The organism is Nostoc sp. 'Peltigera membranacea cyanobiont' 213 (genome assembly GCF_002245975.1).
Classification (GTDB): domain Bacteria; phylum Cyanobacteriota; class Cyanobacteriia; order Cyanobacteriales; family Nostocaceae; genus Nostoc.
The window spans coordinates 30015-50423 of the sequence record NZ_NOLI01000044.1 but is presented as its reverse complement, the minus strand read 5'-3'; the positions used below and the strand labels follow the sequence as shown (position 1 = coordinate 50423).

Annotated in this window: 21 protein-coding genes; 4 read left to right on the top strand and 17 right to left on the bottom strand. The window is 42.2% G+C overall.

Translation table 11 applies throughout. The features are described 5' to 3' along the window. Positions 1-229 precede the first annotated feature (229 nt). A complete protein-coding gene (locus CDG77_RS14610; protein WP_094330082.1) occupies positions 230-1375 on the bottom strand; it encodes a site-2 protease family protein in 1146 nt (381 codons plus the stop codon). Positions 1376-1953: 578 nt separating this feature from the next. After that, positions 1954-2127, bottom strand: coding sequence for a hypothetical protein (locus tag CDG77_RS36520; protein WP_190233981.1), 174 nt, complete (start codon positions 2125-2127; stop codon positions 1954-1956). Between the two features lie 96 nt (positions 2128-2223). On the opposite strand from CDG77_RS36520, the gene CDG77_RS14605 reads away from it, so the two are divergent. After that, entirely contained in the window at positions 2224-3039 is an 816-nt protein-coding gene (locus CDG77_RS14605) for a PEP-CTERM sorting domain-containing protein (RefSeq protein WP_223269813.1), read from the top strand. 291 nt (positions 3040-3330) lie between these two features. Here the strand turns inward: CDG77_RS14605 and CDG77_RS14600 are convergent, their stop codons facing one another. The 14 genes from CDG77_RS14600 to CDG77_RS14535 form a co-directional block, all read right to left on the bottom strand. Beyond that, positions 3331-3693 (bottom strand): hypothetical protein, encoded by a 363-nt coding sequence (locus tag CDG77_RS14600; RefSeq protein WP_094330081.1) that lies wholly within the window; start codon positions 3691-3693, stop codon positions 3331-3333. Between the two features lie 71 nt (positions 3694-3764). Further along, on the bottom strand, positions 3765-4640 hold the full coding sequence (locus CDG77_RS14595) for a type I restriction endonuclease (RefSeq protein WP_181154460.1): 876 nt from the start codon (positions 4638-4640) through the stop codon (positions 3765-3767). 240 nt (positions 4641-4880) lie between these two features. After that, positions 4881-6191: a nitrogenase iron-molybdenum cofactor biosynthesis protein NifN gene (gene nifN / locus CDG77_RS14590; protein ID WP_094330079.1), complete on the bottom strand. Its 1311-nt coding sequence runs from the start codon at positions 6189-6191 to the stop codon at positions 4881-4883. Next, positions 6191-7615 carry a nitrogenase iron-molybdenum cofactor biosynthesis protein NifE gene (nifE, locus tag CDG77_RS14585; protein ID WP_094330078.1) on the bottom strand — a complete coding sequence of 475 codons (1425 nt, stop codon included), beginning with the start codon at positions 7613-7615 and terminating at the stop codon, positions 6191-6193. Before nifE ends, nifN begins: the two co-directional genes overlap by 1 nt. Positions 7616-7994: 379 nt before the next feature. Then, a complete protein-coding gene (nifH, locus tag CDG77_RS14580; RefSeq protein WP_094330077.1) occupies positions 7995-8951 on the bottom strand; it encodes a nitrogenase iron protein in 957 nt (318 codons plus the stop codon). 503 nt (positions 8952-9454) lie between these two features. Beyond that, positions 9455-10645, bottom strand: coding sequence for a substrate-binding domain-containing protein (locus tag CDG77_RS14575; protein ID WP_094330076.1), 1191 nt, complete (start codon positions 10643-10645; stop codon positions 9455-9457). A gap of 395 nt (positions 10646-11040) precedes the next feature. After that, the gene (locus CDG77_RS14570; protein ID WP_223269812.1) at positions 11041-12183 is read right to left on the bottom strand and encodes a phycobilisome rod-core linker polypeptide; all 1143 of its coding nucleotides are present in this window, start codon (positions 12181-12183) and stop codon (positions 11041-11043) included. 450 nt (positions 12184-12633) lie between these two features. Then, positions 12634-12972, bottom strand: a complete 339-nt coding sequence (locus CDG77_RS14565) for a CpeR family transcriptional regulator (protein ID WP_094330075.1) — start codon at positions 12970-12972, stop codon at positions 12634-12636. Continuing rightward, positions 12966-13592: a chromophore lyase CpcT/CpeT gene (locus CDG77_RS14560; protein WP_094330074.1), complete on the bottom strand. Its 627-nt coding sequence runs from the start codon at positions 13590-13592 to the stop codon at positions 12966-12968. The genes CDG77_RS14565 and CDG77_RS14560 overlap by 7 nt, the downstream gene beginning before the upstream one ends. A gap of 94 nt (positions 13593-13686) precedes the next feature. Continuing rightward, positions 13687-14223 carry a phycobiliprotein lyase gene (locus tag CDG77_RS14555; protein ID WP_094330073.1) on the bottom strand — a complete coding sequence of 179 codons (537 nt, stop codon included), beginning with the start codon at positions 14221-14223 and terminating at the stop codon, positions 13687-13689. Between the two features lie 440 nt (positions 14224-14663). Beyond that, a complete protein-coding gene (locus tag CDG77_RS14550) occupies positions 14664-15422 on the bottom strand; it encodes a phycobilisome rod-core linker polypeptide (RefSeq protein WP_094330072.1) in 759 nt (252 codons plus the stop codon). A 349-nt stretch (positions 15423-15771) separates the two neighbouring features. Beyond that, positions 15772-16635, bottom strand: a complete 864-nt coding sequence (locus CDG77_RS14545) for a phycobilisome linker polypeptide (protein WP_094330071.1) — start codon at positions 16633-16635, stop codon at positions 15772-15774. A gap of 90 nt (positions 16636-16725) precedes the next feature. Beyond that, complete coding sequence (locus tag CDG77_RS37600) at positions 16726-16920, bottom strand: hypothetical protein (protein WP_094330070.1); 195 nt, start codon at positions 16918-16920, stop codon at positions 16726-16728. A 124-nt stretch (positions 16921-17044) separates the two neighbouring features. After that, complete coding sequence (locus tag CDG77_RS14535; RefSeq protein WP_094330069.1) at positions 17045-17626, bottom strand: phycobilisome protein; 582 nt, start codon at positions 17624-17626, stop codon at positions 17045-17047. Between the two features lie 100 nt (positions 17627-17726). Between CDG77_RS14535 and CDG77_RS14530 the strand changes: the two genes are divergently transcribed. Together CDG77_RS14530 and CDG77_RS14525 are read left to right on the top strand one after the other, a co-directional pair. Then, the gene (locus tag CDG77_RS14530; protein ID WP_094330068.1) at positions 17727-18386 is read left to right on the top strand and encodes a HEAT repeat domain-containing protein; all 660 of its coding nucleotides are present in this window, start codon (positions 17727-17729) and stop codon (positions 18384-18386) included. A 149-nt stretch (positions 18387-18535) separates the two neighbouring features. Then, a complete protein-coding gene (locus tag CDG77_RS14525) occupies positions 18536-18736 on the top strand; it encodes a hypothetical protein (RefSeq protein ID WP_094330067.1) in 201 nt (66 codons plus the stop codon). 22 nt (positions 18737-18758) lie between these two features. Here CDG77_RS14525 and CDG77_RS14520 read toward each other — a convergent pair whose 3' ends face one another. After that, a complete protein-coding gene (locus tag CDG77_RS14520; protein WP_094330066.1) occupies positions 18759-19598 on the bottom strand; it encodes a pentapeptide repeat-containing protein in 840 nt (279 codons plus the stop codon). 116 nt (positions 19599-19714) lie between these two features. Here CDG77_RS14520 and CDG77_RS14515 point away from each other — a divergent pair, with 116 nt between their 5' ends. Next, the gene (locus CDG77_RS14515; protein WP_094330065.1) at positions 19715-20290 is read left to right on the top strand and encodes a phycobiliprotein lyase; all 576 of its coding nucleotides are present in this window, start codon (positions 19715-19717) and stop codon (positions 20288-20290) included. Positions 20291-20409: the final 119 nt, after the last annotated feature.

Here is a 20409-nt window from a genome sequence, read left to right as displayed (position 1 = left end):
TTTGATTTTTGAAAAAATATAAGTATTTGTAGGGTGTGTTAGACGGAACGTCGTAACGCACCATCAGCTTGGGATGGTGCCGTACTCTCCCTGCTAACGCACCCTACCTAAGATTTCAAAAATCAAATACTAGTCCTATACTTCCAAAGTACGGAAAAAGGAAAGGGTTTTTATCATCCCTTTCCTCTTAACCTGAGTGGAGTCGAAACTAGAATTACAAATTATTGATCTATGCAGGGTTCGGTTGAGTTCGGCTTTGCAGTAGTTGGATAATTGCAGCTTTTTCTAAGATTCCAACTAGAACGCCATTCTTACGAATCACGGGAAGCACAGATAGCTTTTGTTGTTCGAGTAACTGCATTACTTCCAGCAGAGGTTGATCGGATTGGACTGTGGTAGATTCAGTAATTGGTCGCATGACTTCTTTGACTTGAGTTTCTGACCACAGTGCTGTTGGAATGCTTTGTAAATTATCAACTGCGTAGGCGAAGCCCACCGAAGGTATCGCACCTACTAATTGTCCATCATCATCAGTCACTAAGAACCGATGCCAGTTTTGCCCACTTATGACTCGCTCATCGGCAAACTCTCTCAGGCTAAGATTAGCAGATACAATCGGGCTATCAATAGTTACAGCATCTTCAGCAGTCAAACCTGTAAGTTTTTCTTGCACTCTGGCAAATTGAGCCGCATTACCAGCATTTTGCAACAAGAAGAAGCCAACTAACAAGTTCCAGAAGTTACCGAAGCTGCCAAAGAATAGTAGGGGAACTATACCGGAAAGAATTGCTACCCAACCAAAGATTTGCCCAACTCGACTCGCAAAGGTTACACCTTTATAAGGATTTCCTGTAATTTTCCAAACAATAGCTTTCAGTATATTTCCGCCATCTAAGGGTAAGCCAGGAATCAGGTTAAATAGGGCTAATGCTAAGTTAACAGAAGCGAGAACACCAAGTATTGCTGCTAACGGGCCTGATGCAGTAGTAGTAACGCCAATAGCTGTAACGATACCACATAGTAGTAAGCTTACCATTGGGCCAGCGATCGCTACCCAGAAAGCCTCACCAGGGGTTTTTGACTCTTTTTCTAAGCTAGCCAAACCGCCAAATATAAACAGTGTGATGGATTTGACATCAATACCCTGACGAATTGCAACGAAACTGTGGCCTAATTCATGGGCGACGACAGAGGCAAATAACATCAGCGCTGTCATCAATCCTAGTAGCAAAGCTAACCCCGCAGACAATTGGGGAAATTGTGCCGCCAGTCCACTGCTATAGCTCCAAGTTACTAAACCCAGAACTAAAAACCATGACGGATGGATATAGAAGGGAATTCCGAAGAGATTACCAACGCGAATTGTGCCATTCATGTCGTTTACCTTTGATTTCAGCTTCGAGAGGTTTGTTTTTGTCCTGCTCGATGTTTTTATTGTAACGAAAGGTTAAGAGATTTTCATCTTGATGATGGTAGTAGTGTCCGTCTGTAAAGGTGTGGTTATTAGTAATATTTGCGAATAATACCTTGCCACTACTTCTTATTAGTTTTTATTAGTAAACAAAATGCGTTTGTCTTGATGTGGTGGGATCTAAGAACTATTTGACCGGTTCCTGGCGGCCTTACTCCAAAAAACTATCACACATCTATGCTTCCAGTTTGTCATTGAGAATGGAAAGGCGATCGCTTCCCTCGCTCTAGGTATCGCAAAAGCACTACAGTCGTAGTTACTCCTGAAGTCTTCTCATGTGCGTAATTTCATCAAGATAACAAAACTTTTTACTTAAAGTTTTGATAAAGTCAGTGTTCAATTACGTAGTTGAATTGATTTTTTCCAACCAAGTTGGTATTATATCTTTATTCAAAAATACAAGTACGTATAAAAAGATATGTCATAAATACTGATGAGTAATTCATAAAGTTTAAACGCTCAGATGGAGGACTGTTTAAGCATTAGTTAAGCTGCTCCACATTAATTGACAAATATATATAGCGTTTCCTAATCACATGAGGTACATCATAGTCCCCTCCCCGCAAGCGATGAGGGGATTGGGGGTGGGGTTCTTGTACCTCACTCAACTGAGAACCGCTATATAGTTCTGTTGGCTGTTGAGTGTTAACACTCAACAAACATCATAAGTAACTATGCAATAAATATGTGTTTTAGCTTGCCAAAAACGAGTTTGAAACAAGCTGTTAGTAAATCCAAGGAGAAAACAAACTATGAATAAACAAACTATATTTCCTTTCTTTCCTCAAGTAATGGCCAAGATTAGTACAACCTTGATAGCAGGACTTACATTTAGTTTATTGCTTTCTAACCCTATCTATGCTGCCACCTTTGGTACTAATTTGATAGTCAATGGTGATGCAGAACTTGGGCAAGGAGATCCAATTGGTAACGCTGTTGGGGCTGATATACCTACTATCCCTGGCTGGACTCCGACGGGTAGTTTCAGTGTATTAAAGTACGGAGCAACAGGTTTTAGTTTTACCAACCCATTAGGTAATGTAGTGAATGTTACTGTTCCTGGTACTGATGTTCCAGGGCCAAGCGATCGCGGTCAAAATCTGTTTTTTGGCGGCGCAGATCGAGCCTCTTCCAGTGCTTCGCAATTAATCGATATATCTAATCTGGCTTCAACTATTGATGCAGGTGAAGGTACGTTTAACTTAAACGGCTGGTTGGGGGGATATAGGACTGATGAAGATAGTGCAGCACTAAACATTACTTTCCTCGATCGAGCTAACCAGTCTCTAGGCATAGCAAGTATTACTTCACCAACTGCCGCGCAAAGAAACAACACCACAGGCTTATTTTTGCAGTCAGCTGATGGCTCTGTACCTGTGGGTACACGTCAAATTAATGTACTGCTGAACGCCAATTATGCAAGAGGACGAGTAAACGACGCTTACGCAGATAATCTTTCGCTGGTAATTACTAAAGTCCCAGAACCATCAATCTCTGGTTTCTTGTTAATTGGCTTATCTTCTCTCACAGCATGGAAATTGCGTAGATATCATCAAGTATCGCAGTAGATAGCATCAGATTCTGCAACGGTTGAACTTCTCTAATTGTTGCAGTCTGAACTTTAATAAAGAGTTTTCCCACGAAATAAGTCGGTAGAAATAAATCAAACTATCTTACGAAATGTAAATAGGCTTGAAATCCTTACTAATGAAAAATGACAGAAAATGGCGTATTGTCGTGGTGCGCTAGCTAGTGCAAATATTCATTCAATCATGTGTGATTTTTGACTCTAGCATTCAAACAGTCCTTAAATTTTAGACTCAATAATTTCCGAGTAAGAGTCTTATTTACATGCTTGACTAACCTGCATCACCTAATGTTTCTTCAATCTCTATTTCCCAAGATTCTCCTTTATTATCCGGTGGAAAAAGGTTAATTTTGGATTTGTTAGAAAACTGCTTCAACTGTTTGATCAAATGGGGAATAGCATCGACGATATGCAGATAACTTTCTATGTCATAGCAAATAATGATTAACATCAAAGGACTAGTATTTATCTTGAAATACCAGTGACAATTTGATAGTAAAACTCGCATGAGTGGGCCGCAGGCTTGATAAAATCGCCTGCAAGTAGCTTCTTCTAGCTGTCTGTAGAACAACTCGTTAAGTATAGTTGCTCCAGTTGGAGGTAAATCATCTGCGGGGAGTGGGGATTTATTCATAACAAGTAATTAGGAAAGGGAAATTTATAATTGTGAGTTAGTTTTTCTACTAATCACTGATAACTCAGCATTTACAAGCCTTGGCACGAAGATTTTTTGTGTTGCTTTGTCGTGCAAAAAGGTCGGCGAAGTAATTTTTTACTAATGCTGGTTCCGTTTTTCTCAAACACTATCAAGTGCAATACTTGCTCTAGGAAACGCCGTTTGTCAAAAATTCCTTGAATCAGCACTTCTAGTTCTGTTGCACCTTTGGGAGGAAAATCCTCACCATCGATTGTGTACCAAGGTAAAAACTCCTGCCAGTCGGAGGTTAAGGTACCAACTCGTGCCCGATTTTGGCAAGTAATAACTAGGAGTGTATTGTAAGAAAACAGCTTCGGTATCTGTTGAAAGTAAGATTGCATTTGCCGATAACCTGCTTGGAATATAGCTCGTTCGTTGCTTGGATGGTTCGAGACAATAATTGCCAAAGGTAAACCGTTGATAAAGACAACTACATCAGGACAGTGAACATGATTCCCCTCAACAACAGTCAAGGGATGAATAGCTAGCCAATCATTATTCAGTAGATTAGACCTATCAATGAGCCACACTTTGTCATAAATTATTTCTTCGTCATTCAGGTATTCAACTTCCACACCATCAGTCAAGAATTTGTGAAAGCGAAGGTTATTTTCCAGTAAGTCGGAACTCTGTATACAAGTAACCTGATGGATAGCTGCGGCGATCGCTTCATTCGGTTTTTTCGGGTTAATTTTCTGCAAAGCCCTATGAAGGCGCTGATACAAAACCACATCACTATAACTACTCCGCCCTATCTGGTGCTTACCTAAAGCAATGTCAGATTCTAGCAAAACTGTGTAGCCAATAACCTCGAACCAGGTGAGCAAAGATGGTGTAATGACAGATTGTGTAACGTCAAAACGGCGGCGAAGTTTTCTTGTCACACAACTCGCTTTGGCAGTTGTTTTTTTTAGCTGTGCTGGATTCATGGACAGTAAAAGACTTAATTTGAGTCAATGCAGAAGCTAGTGCCTAGTTACTGGCATTGGTTGGTATACTCTTGATGGAGTACAGGGCTTGATAGTAACTATCAAAGCTAAAGTTAATGGACAAGATTGTATCTGGCGCTACATATTACCAATATTACTGGTAATACTGTAATGAATAGTTAGAGTTAGCTCTGTTTAATGTTTAACCTTTGTTTCCTGCTCTAAAAACAGGTTGCCAATATCAAATAAAAGCTGTGTAGTACCTCGGTAGCCAACCTTGGTAAACTGACTGCAATCTAAACGGTCAAAAATGGGAATCCCTTGACGGTAGAGAGGAATTTGTAAGCGTTGAGCGATCGCAACTCCATGAGAGTTGGTAATTAGCAAATCAGATCCAACCGCCAGTTGCTCAAAGTCTTCTAAATCGCCGATAGTGATGCTCTTAATCGGAAGTTTCTCTAGCAGAGGAAAGCGTGTTGTTGTCACTGCTGAGTGAATCTCAACTCCTAGCGATCGCAAAAAAGAAACTGTTGACCAAAGTAAATCTGGTTCCAGTGCCAAAGCAACTCGCTTGCAACCAAAGTAAAAGTGATTCTCCAACATCATATATTGTAACTGACGGCGTTGACGGCGGTATTTCTCTGGCACGCTGACACCACTGATATCTGACAAAGCTTGCAGGAATTTATCTACTGCCACTAAGCCTGTTAGTTCACCAAATACCTCATAGGGTATATTGAATCTCTGCCCCAAAATTTGCGCTGCACCCCGCATACTTTCGCCTAATGCCAAAGTGAATACAGAAGTGCCAATTGAGCGTAATTGGGCTGCATTTGTGCCATTCGCTGTAATGGCACTAGAGGAATCTTCTATAGAACCATCTAGTACGCCAGAAAGATCGGGTACAACAATAGGTACAAGTCCAAAAGAGGTGACAATCTCTTTGATTTCCTGTACATCCCCTGGTGTGAAAGCAGAACTCGCCAAAATAGTGATTTGTGTGGCACAAGCGTCTTGCTTAGAGCTTTTTTGGGGAATTTCCCTGACTATACTCTCAACTGCACCAGCAAAGCCATCCTGTAATGTACCTTTGAAATCCGGTGTAGAGACAAGCACAATTGGTAAATAATCTAGTTCTGGGTGACGGTGGCGAATCTCCTTAACAAAGCGCCCCATATCATCACCTCTGGTTTCCACCAGTCCAGTGCTACAAAGACCGATAATTTCTGGTTTGGATCTTTGCACCAAAGTCAAGATTGCTTGTTCAACTCTTTCCTCGCCACCCAAAATGGTTGCAACTTCTGTCATCGCCGTACTGGAAAGGGGAATCGCCTGACGGAAATGCTGTACTAATACCGCCTTAGTCAAAGCAGTACAGCCTTGAGAACCGTGTAATAAAGGCATGATTCCCTTCAACCCCAAAAAGGCTAAAACTGCACCTAAAGTTTGGCTTTGCTTCAGGGGATTAACTGCAACTGATGTACTCGTAACGCTAATAATCGCCATCAAATTTCCTCCTCTGAAGAATTTTCTGCTCCCCCTGCTTCCCCTGCTTCTCTACCCTCTTCCCACGGGGCTGGCTGGTATACTTGTTCCCACACAGGATTGTAAAAAGCGGCATACAACTCTCGTGCTACTTCTAAAATTCCTATATACCCTGCATAAGGATGGTTGCGTTCTTGATTAATATCTAGGAATGGAATCCTAGCTGTGAGAGAAGTATCTTGATAACATTTATCAGCAATTAACATATCAGCAAGATTAGAGTTAATTATCTGTAGGATCTCTTGAGGAGTATCTTGTTCTAGAATTATGCCATCTTGACCCAGCAAACTTTTGACTCTAATTCTATCTTCCTCAGTATTATTCTTAGTAAGAATAGCAATAACTTCCATCCCTAATTTTTTAGCCGCAAAGATAATCAACCAACTCTTGAAACTTCCAATAGAAAGGATAACGCGCTTACCTTGTAATCGGGTAATATACAGAACGAGTTTTTCATCTATTGCAGCAGTTTCTTCTGCAATTAGTTTTTCTGTACGTTCCTGCAAATCAGAATTACCTAACTTTGCAGCAATATTCCTTAAACATTGATTGATTGACTCTACACCATATATAGACTCTTCAATATAGGGAATGCCATATTTTTTCTCCATACTTTTTGCCATGTTAATTAGTGCTTTGGAAGAGAGCAGCACGTTAAGCTTGGCGCGATGGGCATAGCAAACTTCTTTGTAGATAGCATCTCCTGTAATTTTTGCTAAAACTCTAATACCTAATTTCTCCAATAACGGTAGAACATTCCATATTGCACCTGCAATATTGTGTTCACCAATTAAGTTGATGTCATCAGGTGTAATAGTATCTGGTTCAGCAGTTCCAATAACGTGTGAAAGCATTGCTTCACCAGCAACGCGGTTGCCCAAATTTTGGTTCCCAATGAATCCAGGGCAATGTACTGGGATAGTGGGTATTCCTGTTTTCTCGGTAGCATCTTTGCAAACTCCCTCAATGTCATCTCCAATCAAAGCGGTGATGCAAGTAGAGTAAACAAATACCGCCGTAGGTTTGTAGCGTCTTTGTAATTCTAAAATGCCTTTGTATAGCTTTTTGGCTCCACCGAAGATGATATCGTTCTCATCAATGTCGCTGCTAAAACGTATTTTATACAGCATCGAACCAGAGGAGAGACTGCTGTAACTTCCCCAAATACTGGCAGCACAGCCACTTGGCCCGTGAACTACATGAGCAGCATCGGTAATTGGTACTAGAGTCATCATTGCACTATCAAAAGCACAACTTCCTTGAGTAGTTCCAGGTTGGGGTAATTGTGTGGAGGACTTTTTTTTATGCGGTATCTGCTGCTGACGAGCATCTTCGGGATTTGAGTCACTGAGTGAATCGTTGGTTTTTCCTGGGGTGGGATTCATTTGTTTGGTGACAATAGGTAGAACTTGTTAGGTATTCACTGAATTCCCAAAGGCTGAGGAGGATTTTAATTTATTCACCGTGTATCTAAAGATGGAATAAAAGGGAATGAGAAAGGGAATTTCCCATCCCCTACAACATAAACATCATCTAGGTTAGAGAAGGAGAAACAAAAACATTAACTAGACTATTAAAGTATTAATGTTGCCATGTACGCATTCGTTGATTAGTGTTAACACGGTGAAGATAAAACGCACAGAATTAAGATTAGCTATTCGACTACCTCCATTTTAAATGATTGGTGAGAAGGTGGGCGGAAATAGCCCACCTAATATTTACTCTGTATTTAGCACCGGAGTCTGAACAAAAACTTTACTTGTTCTAGCTACCAGAAACTATTTCTACGTTTCCTTTTTTCACTGCTTCTAGTGCTTCACCTTGAGTGTCTTCTAGCTTTTTAGCAGCATCTGCTTGGCTAATCATTTTTGCAGCATTTTCTTCACTTTCAAGGATGCCGAACTCAATCAACAAATCTTCTAGCTCATCCATCTCGATGGGTGTAGGAACTGTAAGGTTTGTATTGCCGATAATCTTGTCCGCTAATGTGCGGTATTCATTAGCTTGCTTGCTATCAGGTGCATACTCGTTCACTGTCATCCGGCGTAATTCGGCGTGTTGCACGATATTGTCACGGGGGACGAAGTGAATCATGTGGGTATTCAATCTAGCTGCCAGGGTGCTAATCAGTTCATCTTCCCGGTCAGTTTGACGGCTGTTACAAATCAGCCCACCCAAACGCACACCACCAGTGTGAGCATATTTGAGAACGCCACGAGCAATGTTGTTGGCAGCAAACATCGCCATCATTTCACCAGAGGTAACGATGTAGATTTCTTGGGCTTTACCTTCACGAATTGGCATGGCAAAACCACCGCACACAACGTCGCCCAGTACGTCGTAGGATACGAAATCTACATCTGAGTAAGCGCCGTTTTCTTCGAGGAAGTTAATAGCAGTGATGATACCGCGACCGGCGCAACCTACACCAGGTTCTGGCCCACCTGATTCTACGCATCTGATATTTCGGAAGCCAGTGATTACCACTTCTTCGAGTTCGATATCTTCCACAGCGCCCCGTTCAGCAGCTAAGTGCAACACGGTGGTTTGGGCTTTACAGTGCAGAATCAATCGGGTAGAGTCAGCTTTGGGGTCGCAACCTACAATCAAGATGCGTTGACCCTTTTCTGCCATAGAGGCGAGGGTATTTTGGGAGGTAGTAGATTTACCGATACCACCTTTACCGTAGAAAGCAATTTGTCTAATTTTTCCGTCTGACATGATGATTTATCCTGTGATTGTTTGTTTGCTGAGTCTGTCGGTTTGTGAGGCGTTGGCACTTTGTGCCTACCGGAGGTACTCGCACTGTAAAATTACAGCAGCGACCATCTGTAGAACGTCGTTGGAGGCGCTCGCTCTACAGCAAAAAGAGTCCGAAGAAAGAACATATTCAAGTTGTGGTCAGTTTTCGTTGACCATTAGTCATTGTTTTTTCTGACTAATGGCTAGAGCGATAAGACATCACTCAAAGAATATTGCAAGTATTACCAGACCCTCACTCAAATGATTTCTCTGGCGGTAGTAATACCAATTGAGAAAAAGCTACAGATTCCAAACTGGAAACCCAAATTCAATCCGAATTCCTTAATTACGAATTACGAATTACGAATTACGAATTAGTTGTAATCTCCTGAAGGTTGCTCATACCTCAAGAGTGGTTGCAGCAGGATTGAAATTTACGCCAAGTTTTCCCTAAAGCACACAACCAACTATTGCAATCCACTCTAAACAGTCGCTACAACTTCCCCGATTTTGCTGATATCGTAACCGCCGAGAATTTCAAATTGGGAGTGAACCATCCGATGTCCCAAAGTACTCAGCAATTGCTGTACAGGTGCAACTTCGAGATATTCTTTGAGAATCACCAAATCATATCGTGACTGATGTAAAGGGATAAATCCCAGCCCAAAGGCAGTAGCTACAGATGCCGTACTCATACCAGCATCAGCAATTCCTCCTACTACAGCTTGGGCAACATCTTGGTGACTTTTGAGTATATTGTCAAAGCCCTGAACAGCATCGAACGGTATCTGCTCTTTTTGGAGTGTTTGTTCCAAAAGCATCCGACTACCAGAACCGATTTCGCGGTTGACAATAGTCGCTCCCCCAGCTACTAAGTCACTAACTGTTCTAATTCCCATCGGGTTGCCAGACTTAAACAAAAGTCCTTCTTCCCAGACACCAAGGGTAATCAGAACTGCTTCCCTCCCAGCCAGAACATCTCGAACAAAGGGAGTATTATACTCACCAGTCTCAGGATCGTACAGATGCATCCCAGCGATGTGCGCCTCACCTCTGCATAGACTGTGCAATGCAGCCATGCTATTGGCGAAGTTATATTGAACTCGCAGTTGGGGATGCCAGCGTTCGGTGGCTCTTGCCCATAGTGAAATCACTGGGGCACAACCAGCAATCACAACTGTGTTGTGAAGTGTGTCGAGATTATCATCTAGTAACCTGACTCGAACTTTATTTGTACCCGTTTGGCTAGTGCTTTCACCCTTCGGGTTCGACAGTTTGCTTATGCCGGGGAACCCGTCCACCGCAACTGTCTCACCATCAGCCGGAATCATATCTTGGCGAAAAGCATCCTTACCAATCAAGGGATAAGCTATCCATTGTCCGCCCACACGAGCCATGCTAACTCGTAATTGCTGACCATTAGGAACAGGTTTGGTAAGAACGGCTTCAATTTCAGGTAAATCCCGCTCTAACCAGAATAGATCCTCAACTTGACAGCCAAGCGCTTTGGCCAAGCGAAGAGTTGTGGCAACTGAGGGAGCATATAGTCCCGACTCTACACCACTAATAGTCTGACGAGTCACACTAGCGATGTTAGCCAAATCTTGTTGGCTCATGCCTAAGCGAGTTCTAATTGACTTCAAGTTATTACGGAGGTCGCTATCCTGCTTCATTGGCTTTGTCTCTTAGTTTCAAAAAGCCGTAGCGGATTTAAACATTGCATCTGCCAAGGCGAAAGTGTGGTCTTTGAGTTTATATCATTTCTCTTTGACGACTTTTTGTGCTTTCGCTGTCTTGATTCCCCATATAAAAAGACTATCACAGAAATTGCCAATTTACTTGCCAAGCGCAAATTATTTTTGCAGATGGTTGCTTTTTAGTCGGCGATTATCGCTCAAAAGCCCCAATTTCTAATAGACAGAGCATTGTCTAGCAAAAATAGCATACCAATTTTATTGGTGAAAAGTAGTATTTAATCCAGTTTTAGAAATTAGTTTTAGATTTTATGCTTGAGAGAAGATTGACATACTCCCCCGAACTCTATTCGGGGGTGCGATTCGTAAAGAAATTAACCATTAAAAACGCGACTGCGCCACTTATTCAATCGGGCTTCCCCAATTGTCGCAGAACGTCGGGCATCAGCAACTTGCTCTTGCAAAGCTGCAATCTGTTTTGCTTGCGCGTCAGCTTGTTGTTGTAAAGATGTATATTCACCTGTGCTGGTTACGTAACTGGAAGACTGCCAACTACTACTGAATTTTGTTGTACCGATGTTGGCAAAGGGTCTTAAGTCTGCTAGTTGTTGTTGCAAAGTTGCAATCTGGCTTTCTTGCTCTTGAATCTTTTGCCGCAAGCCTTGTTCAGCTTCTGTACGAGCTGCAATAAACGGATTAACTGGAGCAGCAGTTTCTGGTTTTGGCTTGAATATTTCAGCAAGTATTGCACTCACATCCGTGGGTTTCTGTTTACCGTAAGGAGTGTTGTTAATTAGCGATCGCACCAGTTGAGGTTTATTATTGGTTACTAGGTTCTTATCGCTACTAGAATTGCTCCGCAGCAGTTGCAGCATATTGCTAAATTCCAATATCTTTTTGCCCGTCTGGGTTTTATAGCCCCGGTAATATGGCACTATGTTCTCCCCAAAGGCATCTAAATACTCGTCGCTATCTAAATAAGAATCAATATCCGCCTCAAAACCCTGCTCATCAAGAATATTGCTGTGATATATCGTCTCAGAATAATCATCGGGAGCGCGTCCTAGTAAGTGTTTGAAGTTTAGTTCAATAGCACGGTAGCGGTAAATGTTATCAAAAAATCTGGAGCGATACAACTCTGATTTGGCAACCTGACGCACAAACTCACGGACATCGATTATACCTTGCTTGAGTTGGGATTCGGGAACGATCGGCCGTTCACTTTCCATAATGTAAGCATTACCCAACACTTGCCGATAAGCTGCCCTAATTACAATTTCAATGTCATCAGGTGAAGCAGTACTCCACAATTCGATGGGTTCTGCTTGGCGAAAGGCTTGATATTGGCTTCGTCTGGTTTGATCGTTTACGAAAGTCTGCATGGGGTTAATGTAGGTAGGAGGAACTAATGGCTGAGTTGAGGATGTTCGCAAGAAATTTAAATTGTTAAAGGTAATGGGAGGTAAGTATTTGTTAATGGTTAGTAAAGCTAATACCAATTCTTTATGAGACTGCATAAAACAAAGCTTGGTAAGACTTAGGGCTTAACATGAGTTTGACAAACCTCTCCCTACCTTGAACTAATGTTCAAGTTTCTCTCCAACTCGGAGAGGAATAGTTTTGCGTAGTAAAACCTCTTAGAGGTTTCAATATTTAAGCTAATTAGGCGGTTACTATATGAGCCGTCGAATTTACCTTGTCTTAAGTGCCAAGTTTTAAAGCAATCTCAGACGTAATCAGTATAAGCACTAACAAATTTTAATTCCCTTTACAGTCAGGATTAATTTATCAAGTTTTGGGGACTTTTTTAGTTACATTTTCTAACAAACTTAGACGGCTAACTGTTAATAAGTAACAGCTAATTATAGTAAACAATTAGCAATTAAACATTAACAATTAGCCGTCAACCCCCTTGGGGAGTATTTAAAATTCAAAATGTCAGAAGAATTTCCGTAGGAAAGTAATTTTCAAGCTCGCTCATCAAATCTAGTGTAGAAACCACCGTATTTTATCCAGTATTGTTTCAAAGTATGATGAGGGGTATGTAAACTAGCTTTTGCCTGATATAAAATTACTTGGCGATGATCGCCCATCCAAATTTTATTAACAGAATCAACGGATATTACTGTTCCTCCTAAAGAAGCAACACATTCAGAAAATCTTTCAATCGTTGTGTATTCTAATGTCTCGAATATAAAAAAGTTACCCGAACAAATTAAGTGGCGGCTGCGAATCCAGCAACGCATCTTTTTTTCAGCTAGCGGAGGTAACATTTTATATTTAACAGATTCAAGCTGAATCAACATAATGCTTTCACTGCAAGTAATTCATCAGCAAAACTTTCCCTTTTTTCAAACTGCAAAGGGCCAGCAGTCGATCCCCATATTTGTTGGTGGGTTTCAATATCCATACCTTTATCTAGACTTATCCAAGTATGCTCGGTTAGTTCTACTTCGCTGACAAGATATGTTTGGCATCCATTGCGGTTAATCAGACATTGATTGCCCTCGACGCTACCCCGAAACATTTCACCCTCTCGTTGGAAAACCATTGAACAGTTATAACGCCGTTCAATGCTCTCTGGGGTGATGGTTTTGAGGATATCTAATTCACGAGCAGCACCTGCATAAAGCATCTGGTCTTTCAGGCTGTAATTTTCGATATAAATGCGATCGCCACAATCAACGAATCTATGTACTCCTTGGCGATAAGGTGTCCATAAATCGTGGTCATAGACTTGTTCTGAATAAAAACCGATGGCAGAAAAAAATTCAATCGGTAAAGGACGGAAAAAAATGTGAATGTGGGCGTAAAGTTGCGGATTTGCAAAAGATTGCTTGTAGTTGCTAAAATCTCCTGCCATCCAACAGGCTAAGGTGAGCAAATCGCTAGCGTTGGCGCTAGATTCAGTGGGCGCTATCGTCACGTCGCTTCACTCCAAATTCAAAATTCAAAATTAATAATCCCCATAAATAAATTTAGAAGCTTTTATCCTTGTTATTGTTTTAACCTAATATTTGTTAACTGCTTGAATTTGACAAAGAGCGAATCTCTGAAGAAAAGGAAGCTGTTGTTACGCCTTTCCCATCACTGGTTTTAATTGTCGCTACCCGAAACCTCAGATTTGGGGTAGCAAACCAAATTCGTTCTTCAGCAGCAGCGAGTTCATAAGCTGTTACCAGGGTAAAAATACCATCGTCACTCAAGTGATATTCACCCACTGCTGGGATTGTTTCGGCATATCCTTTGTCACGTAGGAGTTTCCCTCTAGAAGGATTTTCTCTATCTGGAATTGGCACCAGCACGGTACTACCAGAGATTGGTTTATCGTCCCAGTCTGACTCGCCCTCCCAAGTCATCCGAAAAGGGTGAGTGATACTGGCGGGGTCAGTGTCATACAATTGACAGATTGCTAGGACTGCCGGATCGCTGCTGGATAGAGACTCAATATTAATGTCAGACAGTACTTGTTCAAAGTGGGCGAATGCTAAATGATGACCGCTACGCTGCGATCGCCATCGTCCAATTGAAAGTTCAAAGAATTCAGTAATTTCCATTAGAAAAGTGATTTTAAAAAGTAGCCTAGAATTTAAGGGATATCTTGGCTTAATATTTATTCTCCCAATTTATATACTAGCTTCATTGACCACAACTGCATTTGGGAGTTTTGAGTTATTATTCTCCTCCTTCCAATACCTCGGTCAAAGGCTTGCTCCTGCCTAACCTTCCTTAAAAAGGAGGGAATTAACCCGCATTTCTCACAAGCTTCAGGCGTTTGATAGAGCAGAGGGGCAGAGGGGCAGAGGGGAAAGAATTTGGTATTTTTGTTCTCTCCCCTGCTCCCCTGCTCCCCTGCTCCCCTGCACAAGCACGGGCTTTGAGAGGTGTGGTGAGAAATCCGGGATTAAGCCCCCCTTAAAAAGGGGGGTTGGGGTATCTTCCGGGGCAAAATATCACTAAACCAAGTGGATTTCTTCAGCCCCGTAGTTAGGAAAATCTAAGCAACTTCAGTGATGCTGATGATTTTGCCGCCCGTTCTGTGAATGTTTTGCACTTGTCCAGACAGTTGGTTGTAGTTAACTATATATTCGAGGTTGCCCAAACGAGTGCGGAGATTAGCTGAACCTTTGACTGCCTTAATCAAGAAGCGCTTACTGGTGCTGTTTACACTAGAACCAGCAGCAGGAGCCTTGATCGATGTGGGTAAGTTTGAACCTAGATCGCCGATCAGTTTGGCTTTGCGATCGCTATCGCTGGTAGCTACTCCTCTGAGTAAGGTAAAGGTGCGGTTAAAGGTAACATTCTTAATCCCTACTTGGGAGCTAGTGCTGCGAGGATAAGGGACAATATTCTCGCCGAAACTCTGCTGATACTCTTCGCTATCGATATAGGATTCGATTTCAGCATCGTAGCCCTGTTCGTTGTAGATACGGACGTGTTCGGAAATTTCTGCTCGATCGGCAGGAGGACGACCTAGCAGGTGTTTAAAGTTCAGTTCGATAAACCGATACTGAGAAGAAGAACTGAAAAACAGGGATTGATAGAGTTCTGATTTTGCAACGATGTTGACGAATTCGCGGACGCTGATTTTGCGATCGCGCAATTGCGATTCCGCAGAGGCTAGGCGCTCGCTTTCTAGCAAGTGAGCATTTCCCAAAACCTGTTTGTAAACTGCTCTAATCAGTGTTTGTAGTTCGCTTTCGCTGGTGTTAGGACGCAGTTCAACATTCGGTGAATCAATAGCCCAAAGTGACATGGAAGTATCTCCTTAAAACGTGAATTAAATGAAATTTTCGAGCATTCTCCCCCTGATGGAGGTAGATTTTTGCCTCAGCTGTCAGTTATTTTTGCTACTGACTAGCATTTGTAAAACTTTAGTTTTTTAAAGTGCGTTAAATATCTTCGTATATGACAACTGACGGCAGAATTGAGTAAACCCTAGATGAGCGATCGCTTTTGATGAACCATCAACACCGGATATTAGCGATTGGAGACTGAGGACTGCGGAAATTCTTCCCCAATCCCTAATCCCTAATCCCCAATTTCTCTTCTTTAAACAATCTTGGTGATGCTCACCTTTTTCCCAAGCTCAGTTTATAGATTCTTTAGTTGACAGGAGTAATACTGGCAATCACACCGCCTTGCTTGTGAATCCGTTGATACTCTTGTGAAAGTTGATTGTATGGCACGAAAAAGACCTGGTTGCTGCGGCGAAACTTGGAAATGTTATTTACCACATTTGCCTTATAACCAGTGACTTCAACTCGGTATACCTTACCATCCTCACTAGCTCCCACACCTTGACGAGTGCGAGGCGTAGATACTGGGTTACGGAATGCAGCGCCTTTGCTGGCTGGTGAAATCACGGCGGTAGGCGTGCTTTGAATTACCAGACTGTTCAATTTTGGTTGTTTACCAGCTAAATCACCTTTCAGGCTGCTGCTAGAGGAACCACGTACTAGTTGGAATAAGTGGGTAAATTGAACCAAACTCTGGATAGCTTCGGTTTTGTAGCCCCTGATATAAGGCACAATGTTTTCCCCAAAGTTCTCTTGGTATTCGTCGCTGTCTAGATATGAATCAATCTCAGCTTCAAAGCCTTTTGTATCCAGAATCGTGCTGTGTGTACGCGTTTCTTCTAGATCCAATGGCGCACGACCAAGAAAATGTCTGAAATTTAATTCAATTGCCCGATAGCGGGGGGTGCTATCAAAAAACAGCGAACGGTAAAGTTCTGACTTCCCAACTTGACGCACAAACTCACGAAGGCTAATTTCACGCCCTTTGAGTTGGGATTCAGGAACGGAAAGCCGCTCACTCTCCATTACATAAGCATTGCCTAGAACTTGCTTATAAACTGCTCGAATTACGGCTTCAACTTCCTCATTAGAGCGACTTGGCCACAGATCGATAGGATCGGTATCTTCAAACAGAGCGACCCCTAATCGTGATGCTGGTCCAAAAGCCATTCAAACTATCTCCCAGTTAACAACTAAATTTTATGAGAAGGATATTCAGCAGATGTTAAAAAACTTTACATCGTTGTGATGAAGGATAGGTCATGGAGACTTTAAATCCTTATTAGCCTTGATGATTTCAGTTTCTACATCCTTAGGGACTTCCAATAAATAAATTACCCAATCTTGTGGGGTGGGCATCTTGCCCGCCTTTGTATATGGGCGCTCATGTTGCCCACCCCACAAGAAGTAGTTGAGTATTTTTTTATTTGGAAGTCCCTTAATGCCTTCATACATTCTGATACGATGCTGAAACCATATTTATTAAAATTTATTAAGTTAGATAATACTTGAGAGAAGTCTCAGCTTGTTTTTAGTATTTGGAGTTCCCTTACTAAAAACCTTCTCGAATTTGGAAACCTTATCGAATTTGGAAAGTAGCTAGTTGGCCGATCAAATGGTCAAAATAGGGAGCAAGAGTTTCCTGCTGATGGGCTGGAAGGGGTTTCAAACTAGCAGCCTTGATGCTTTTTAAGCCTAAGAGCATGGCATCTAATGGAACTTGTAATTCCTGATAGAGCAAGTTCATATAGTGCAGTCCTGTGGGATTTGTATACTCAGTGTGTCCACTTACGATGCTGTATGTAATACAACGGAGAAAATGCCAAAAATCTCGCCAACAAGCTTGGGCGCGTTCAGGCGGATAAAGACCACCTCCAGGCTGGATAATCTCAGGATAGGTTGCTAAAACCTGCTCTCTAGCTTCATCAACAATTTCGGTGGCGCGATCGCGTAACAATTGAGCAACAGGAATCAACTCAGAATTATTGGGTGATAAGGTTGTAATCTGTGACAAGTCTTCATCGCTCAGATAACGGAAAGCATCATCCGCAGCTTGGAATATGGCGATCGCTGTTTTTGAATGGGACTGTTCCCACTTAGCAAAGCTGATAATTCTTGCTTTGACTATTAATTCTTTGACGGTTTCGCTTAATTGAGTCATTGATTTAGGGCATTAGGCATTGAGTTAAATCTTCCCAAATGCGATCGCCATTTTTTGACATCTGTAAAATAAAGTAAAGATAGCTCTACCAAATGCACTTATGGAAATCCATCAAATCCAAACTGAACTGAAGAACCCAGATTTTCACTATCGTCTGAAGGCGATCGCAGCCCTTAATGATTATGAATCAGAAGTTGCAGTTCCTCTGCTAACGACTAAACTTCATGACTCAGAATTTTTAGTGCGTTCTTTTGTCGCTAGGGGTTTGGGTAATCAACAATCAGCAGAATCCTTTGCTGCTTTGATGCAAATTATGAAGTTTGATGATACTCCCAACGTGCGGGCTGAAGCGGCAAATTCTTTATCGCTATTTGGTAGAGTCGCAGTTTCTCATCTAGTTATGGCATTTTATCAGGATGACCACTGGCTAGTTAAGCGAAGCATTTTAGCTGCGATCGCGGAAATGGATTGTCCCGAAGAACTATTTGATATCTGCGTCCAGGGTTTGAAAGATGAAGATTTCACAGTTCAGGAATCCTCTGTTGATGGACTCGGCTTACTAGCTAATTCTAGCCAACATAGTGCGGCACTATCCCAAATACTAACCTTAGTGAATGATGAATCTTGGCGGATGCGCGTCCGAGTTAGCTATGCCCTCAAACGATTTGACGAGCCGGAAGCCAAAGCAGCCCTAAACCAACTCAGAAAGGATGAAGAGCATCGGGTTGTCGGCGCTGCTTTAGAAGATTTGTTGCCCTAATCGCGATGTGGATTTGTGCGGAATATTGCGATCGAACTCATTTGAACAATAGCTGATATATTATTTTACCTTAAATTTGACCAAAATATCCGGGTAATCTGCCAAAATCTGGAATAAAAGATCAACTTTTTCGAGATGAGGAGGCATTTGTGACTGATATACCAACTGGTCAAATGACTTGGCGACTACCAGGTTCCTCAGAATGTGCTTTACATTTGCGGCATAATGCTTCGGAACCCTGGCGATCGTATAAAGAATTTCCACAATATGTTCTACCCGACCCGCCAGGTTTTTCTGAAGGATACGCTACATTTTTAGCACTCCTAAAAAAGAACTGGCAGCCTTTATGACTCATAACTCCAAACTCACAACTCAGCCCTGTATTGGTAAAGCATTCAAACTCTCACGAGTTGTTGTGCGAGTGTAGGCGTTCCAAGCGTCGAGTTCGGAATATGGACGGCTTTTAAGCATGGCTTGAGTTGCTTCTGTGAGTCCTTGGGCTAAAGTAAAATCTGCCCCAGCAATACTTTGAAGATGCTCCATCTCTGCGTCACAGAGGTCAGTTGCTCGTAGGTCTGCATCCCGCAAATCGGCTCCTGTCAATCGAGCATTCCGCAAGCACGCCCCAGTTAAATAAGCTTTTGTCAGGTCAGCGCCACTTAAAGCTGCACCTTGCAAATTTGCTCCCGTCAAGTCAGCACCACTCAAGTAGGCTCCACGCAGATTAGCACCTTGTAAATCTGCGTTTCGCAAAGAAGCTGTATTGAGAAAAGCACCATTAAGATTAGCACCCGGCCCCACCGCGCCCGAAGTTTTGTAGTTATATTCTTGGGGCCATTTCGTTTGTGTATCATAACGCGCTACTTGCAGTTTGGCTCCCTCCAAATTTGCGCCACTGAGATTTGCTTGTTGGAGGTTAGCACGATTTAAATAAGCACCTTGCAAATTAGCCCCACTCAAATCCGCTCCTTGCAGATTAGCGCCTCGCAAATCTGCCCCACTCAAATCAACATTACTCAAAACTACATCCCTGAGATCGGCTCCTAGTAACTTGGCTTTGCTCAAGTTAGCTTGTTGGAAATCGACTTCCCTGAGATTGAATTGGTACAAATCGACCCTATCCACAGGGATTCCACCTTTAAGGGCTTTTAAGATTTCTGGAGGTGGACTTGGGCGAACGCTTGTAATAAGTTGAATTTCACTATTTGTCATCAGTTGATAAAAATATAACTTTTGGAGTTATTCTACACTTTAGCGAAATCGGGACTTCATCTTATTAGTCAGTACTCAAGAACGCCAAAATTTGATAAAACGAGGTTTTAAAACAGATGCATCTAATACCGCCTTTGTCAATGATCGACTTTTTCCGTAAAAGCGAGGGTACATGGTTTACGGAACGCTCCGTTCATCATTTTGACTCAGCAGCCGATGAGTCGGGGGAGTCGAATTTGATTATTCAAGTTATAGAAAAGAACGATCCGAAAGTCCAAGAAGTCTGTAAAGCCCAAGGGATAGACCCTAGCAAAGCAACAGGCGGTGCTAGTTTTGCATGGCAGGCTAACCTAGATACCAGGCTACCGAATACAGATAATGCTGCCATTTTGGTTGATGTTCCCGACGAAACGAGGCGTTCTGGAAAACTGATTCGCAACCAGGGCTATGTTGAGAGCATTCCCGTCGTGAGCCGATATCAGTTTGCCGATGATGGAGTACTGACGATTGATACTGACTATGACAATAACCAAGGTCAAGAACGTTGTTGGTTTATTACGGATGATTTTCGTGTCAGAGTCAGTACCGTGCGAATGATGAACGGTATCAACTTAATGACTTATTGTTCTGAACGTCGTTGTGTTTCCCAAGAACTGCTAGAGCAAATGATCGGTCGGAATGATGCGAGGTAGGGGGCAGGGGAGCAGGGGGGAGAATAGAAAATTACCTCTTTCCTCTCTGTCTCTTCCCAATTCCCCATTAAGGAATGTTGCTTTGTTTCTCATAAATGAGACGTGCATGTTTGACATCA

Bases quoted from the DNA above. Each gene is read 5' to 3' on its own strand.
- CDG77_RS14530 (WP_094330068.1), top strand. From the start codon at position 17,727: ATGGAAATCCATCAAATCCAAACTGAACTGAAGAACCCAGATTTTCAC.
- CDG77_RS14575 (WP_094330076.1), bottom strand. From the start codon at position 10,645: ATGAAGCAGGATAGCGACCTCCGTAATAACTTGAAGTCAATTAGAACT.
- nifE (WP_094330078.1), bottom strand. From the start codon at position 7,615: ATGAATCCCACCCCAGGAAAAACCAACGATTCACTCAGTGACTCAAAT.
- CDG77_RS14550 (WP_094330072.1), bottom strand. From the start codon at position 15,422: ATGTCACTTTGGGCTATTGATTCACCGAATGTTGAACTGCGTCCTAAC.
- CDG77_RS14545 (WP_094330071.1), bottom strand. From the start codon at position 16,635: ATGGCTTTTGGACCAGCATCACGATTAGGGGTCGCTCTGTTTGAAGAT.
- CDG77_RS14570 (WP_223269812.1), bottom strand. From the start codon at position 12,183: ATGCAGTCTCATAAAGAATTGGTATTAGCTTTACTAACCATTAACAAA.
- CDG77_RS37600 (WP_094330070.1), bottom strand. From the start codon at position 16,920: ATGTATGAAGGCATTAAGGGACTTCCAAATAAAAAAATACTCAACTAC.
- CDG77_RS14600 (WP_094330081.1), bottom strand. From the start codon at position 3,693: ATGAATAAATCCCCACTCCCCGCAGATGATTTACCTCCAACTGGAGCA.
- CDG77_RS14610 (WP_094330082.1), bottom strand. From the start codon at position 1,375: ATGAATGGCACAATTCGCGTTGGTAATCTCTTCGGAATTCCCTTCTAT.
- nifH (WP_094330077.1), bottom strand. From the start codon at position 8,951: ATGTCAGACGGAAAAATTAGACAAATTGCTTTCTACGGTAAAGGTGGT.
- CDG77_RS14565 (WP_094330075.1), bottom strand. From the start codon at position 12,972: ATGTTGATTCAGCTTGAATCTGTTAAATATAAAATGTTACCTCCGCTA.
- CDG77_RS14515 (WP_094330065.1), top strand. From the start codon at position 19,715: ATGCATCTAATACCGCCTTTGTCAATGATCGACTTTTTCCGTAAAAGC.
- CDG77_RS14605 (WP_223269813.1), top strand. From the start codon at position 2,224: ATGAATAAACAAACTATATTTCCTTTCTTTCCTCAAGTAATGGCCAAG.
- CDG77_RS14520 (WP_094330066.1), bottom strand. From the start codon at position 19,598: ATGACAAATAGTGAAATTCAACTTATTACAAGCGTTCGCCCAAGTCCA.
- nifN (WP_094330079.1), bottom strand. From the start codon at position 6,191: ATGGCGATTATTAGCGTTACGAGTACATCAGTTGCAGTTAATCCCCTG.
- CDG77_RS14555 (WP_094330073.1), bottom strand. From the start codon at position 14,223: ATGGAAATTACTGAATTCTTTGAACTTTCAATTGGACGATGGCGATCG.
- CDG77_RS14535 (WP_094330069.1), bottom strand. From the start codon at position 17,626: ATGACTCAATTAAGCGAAACCGTCAAAGAATTAATAGTCAAAGCAAGA.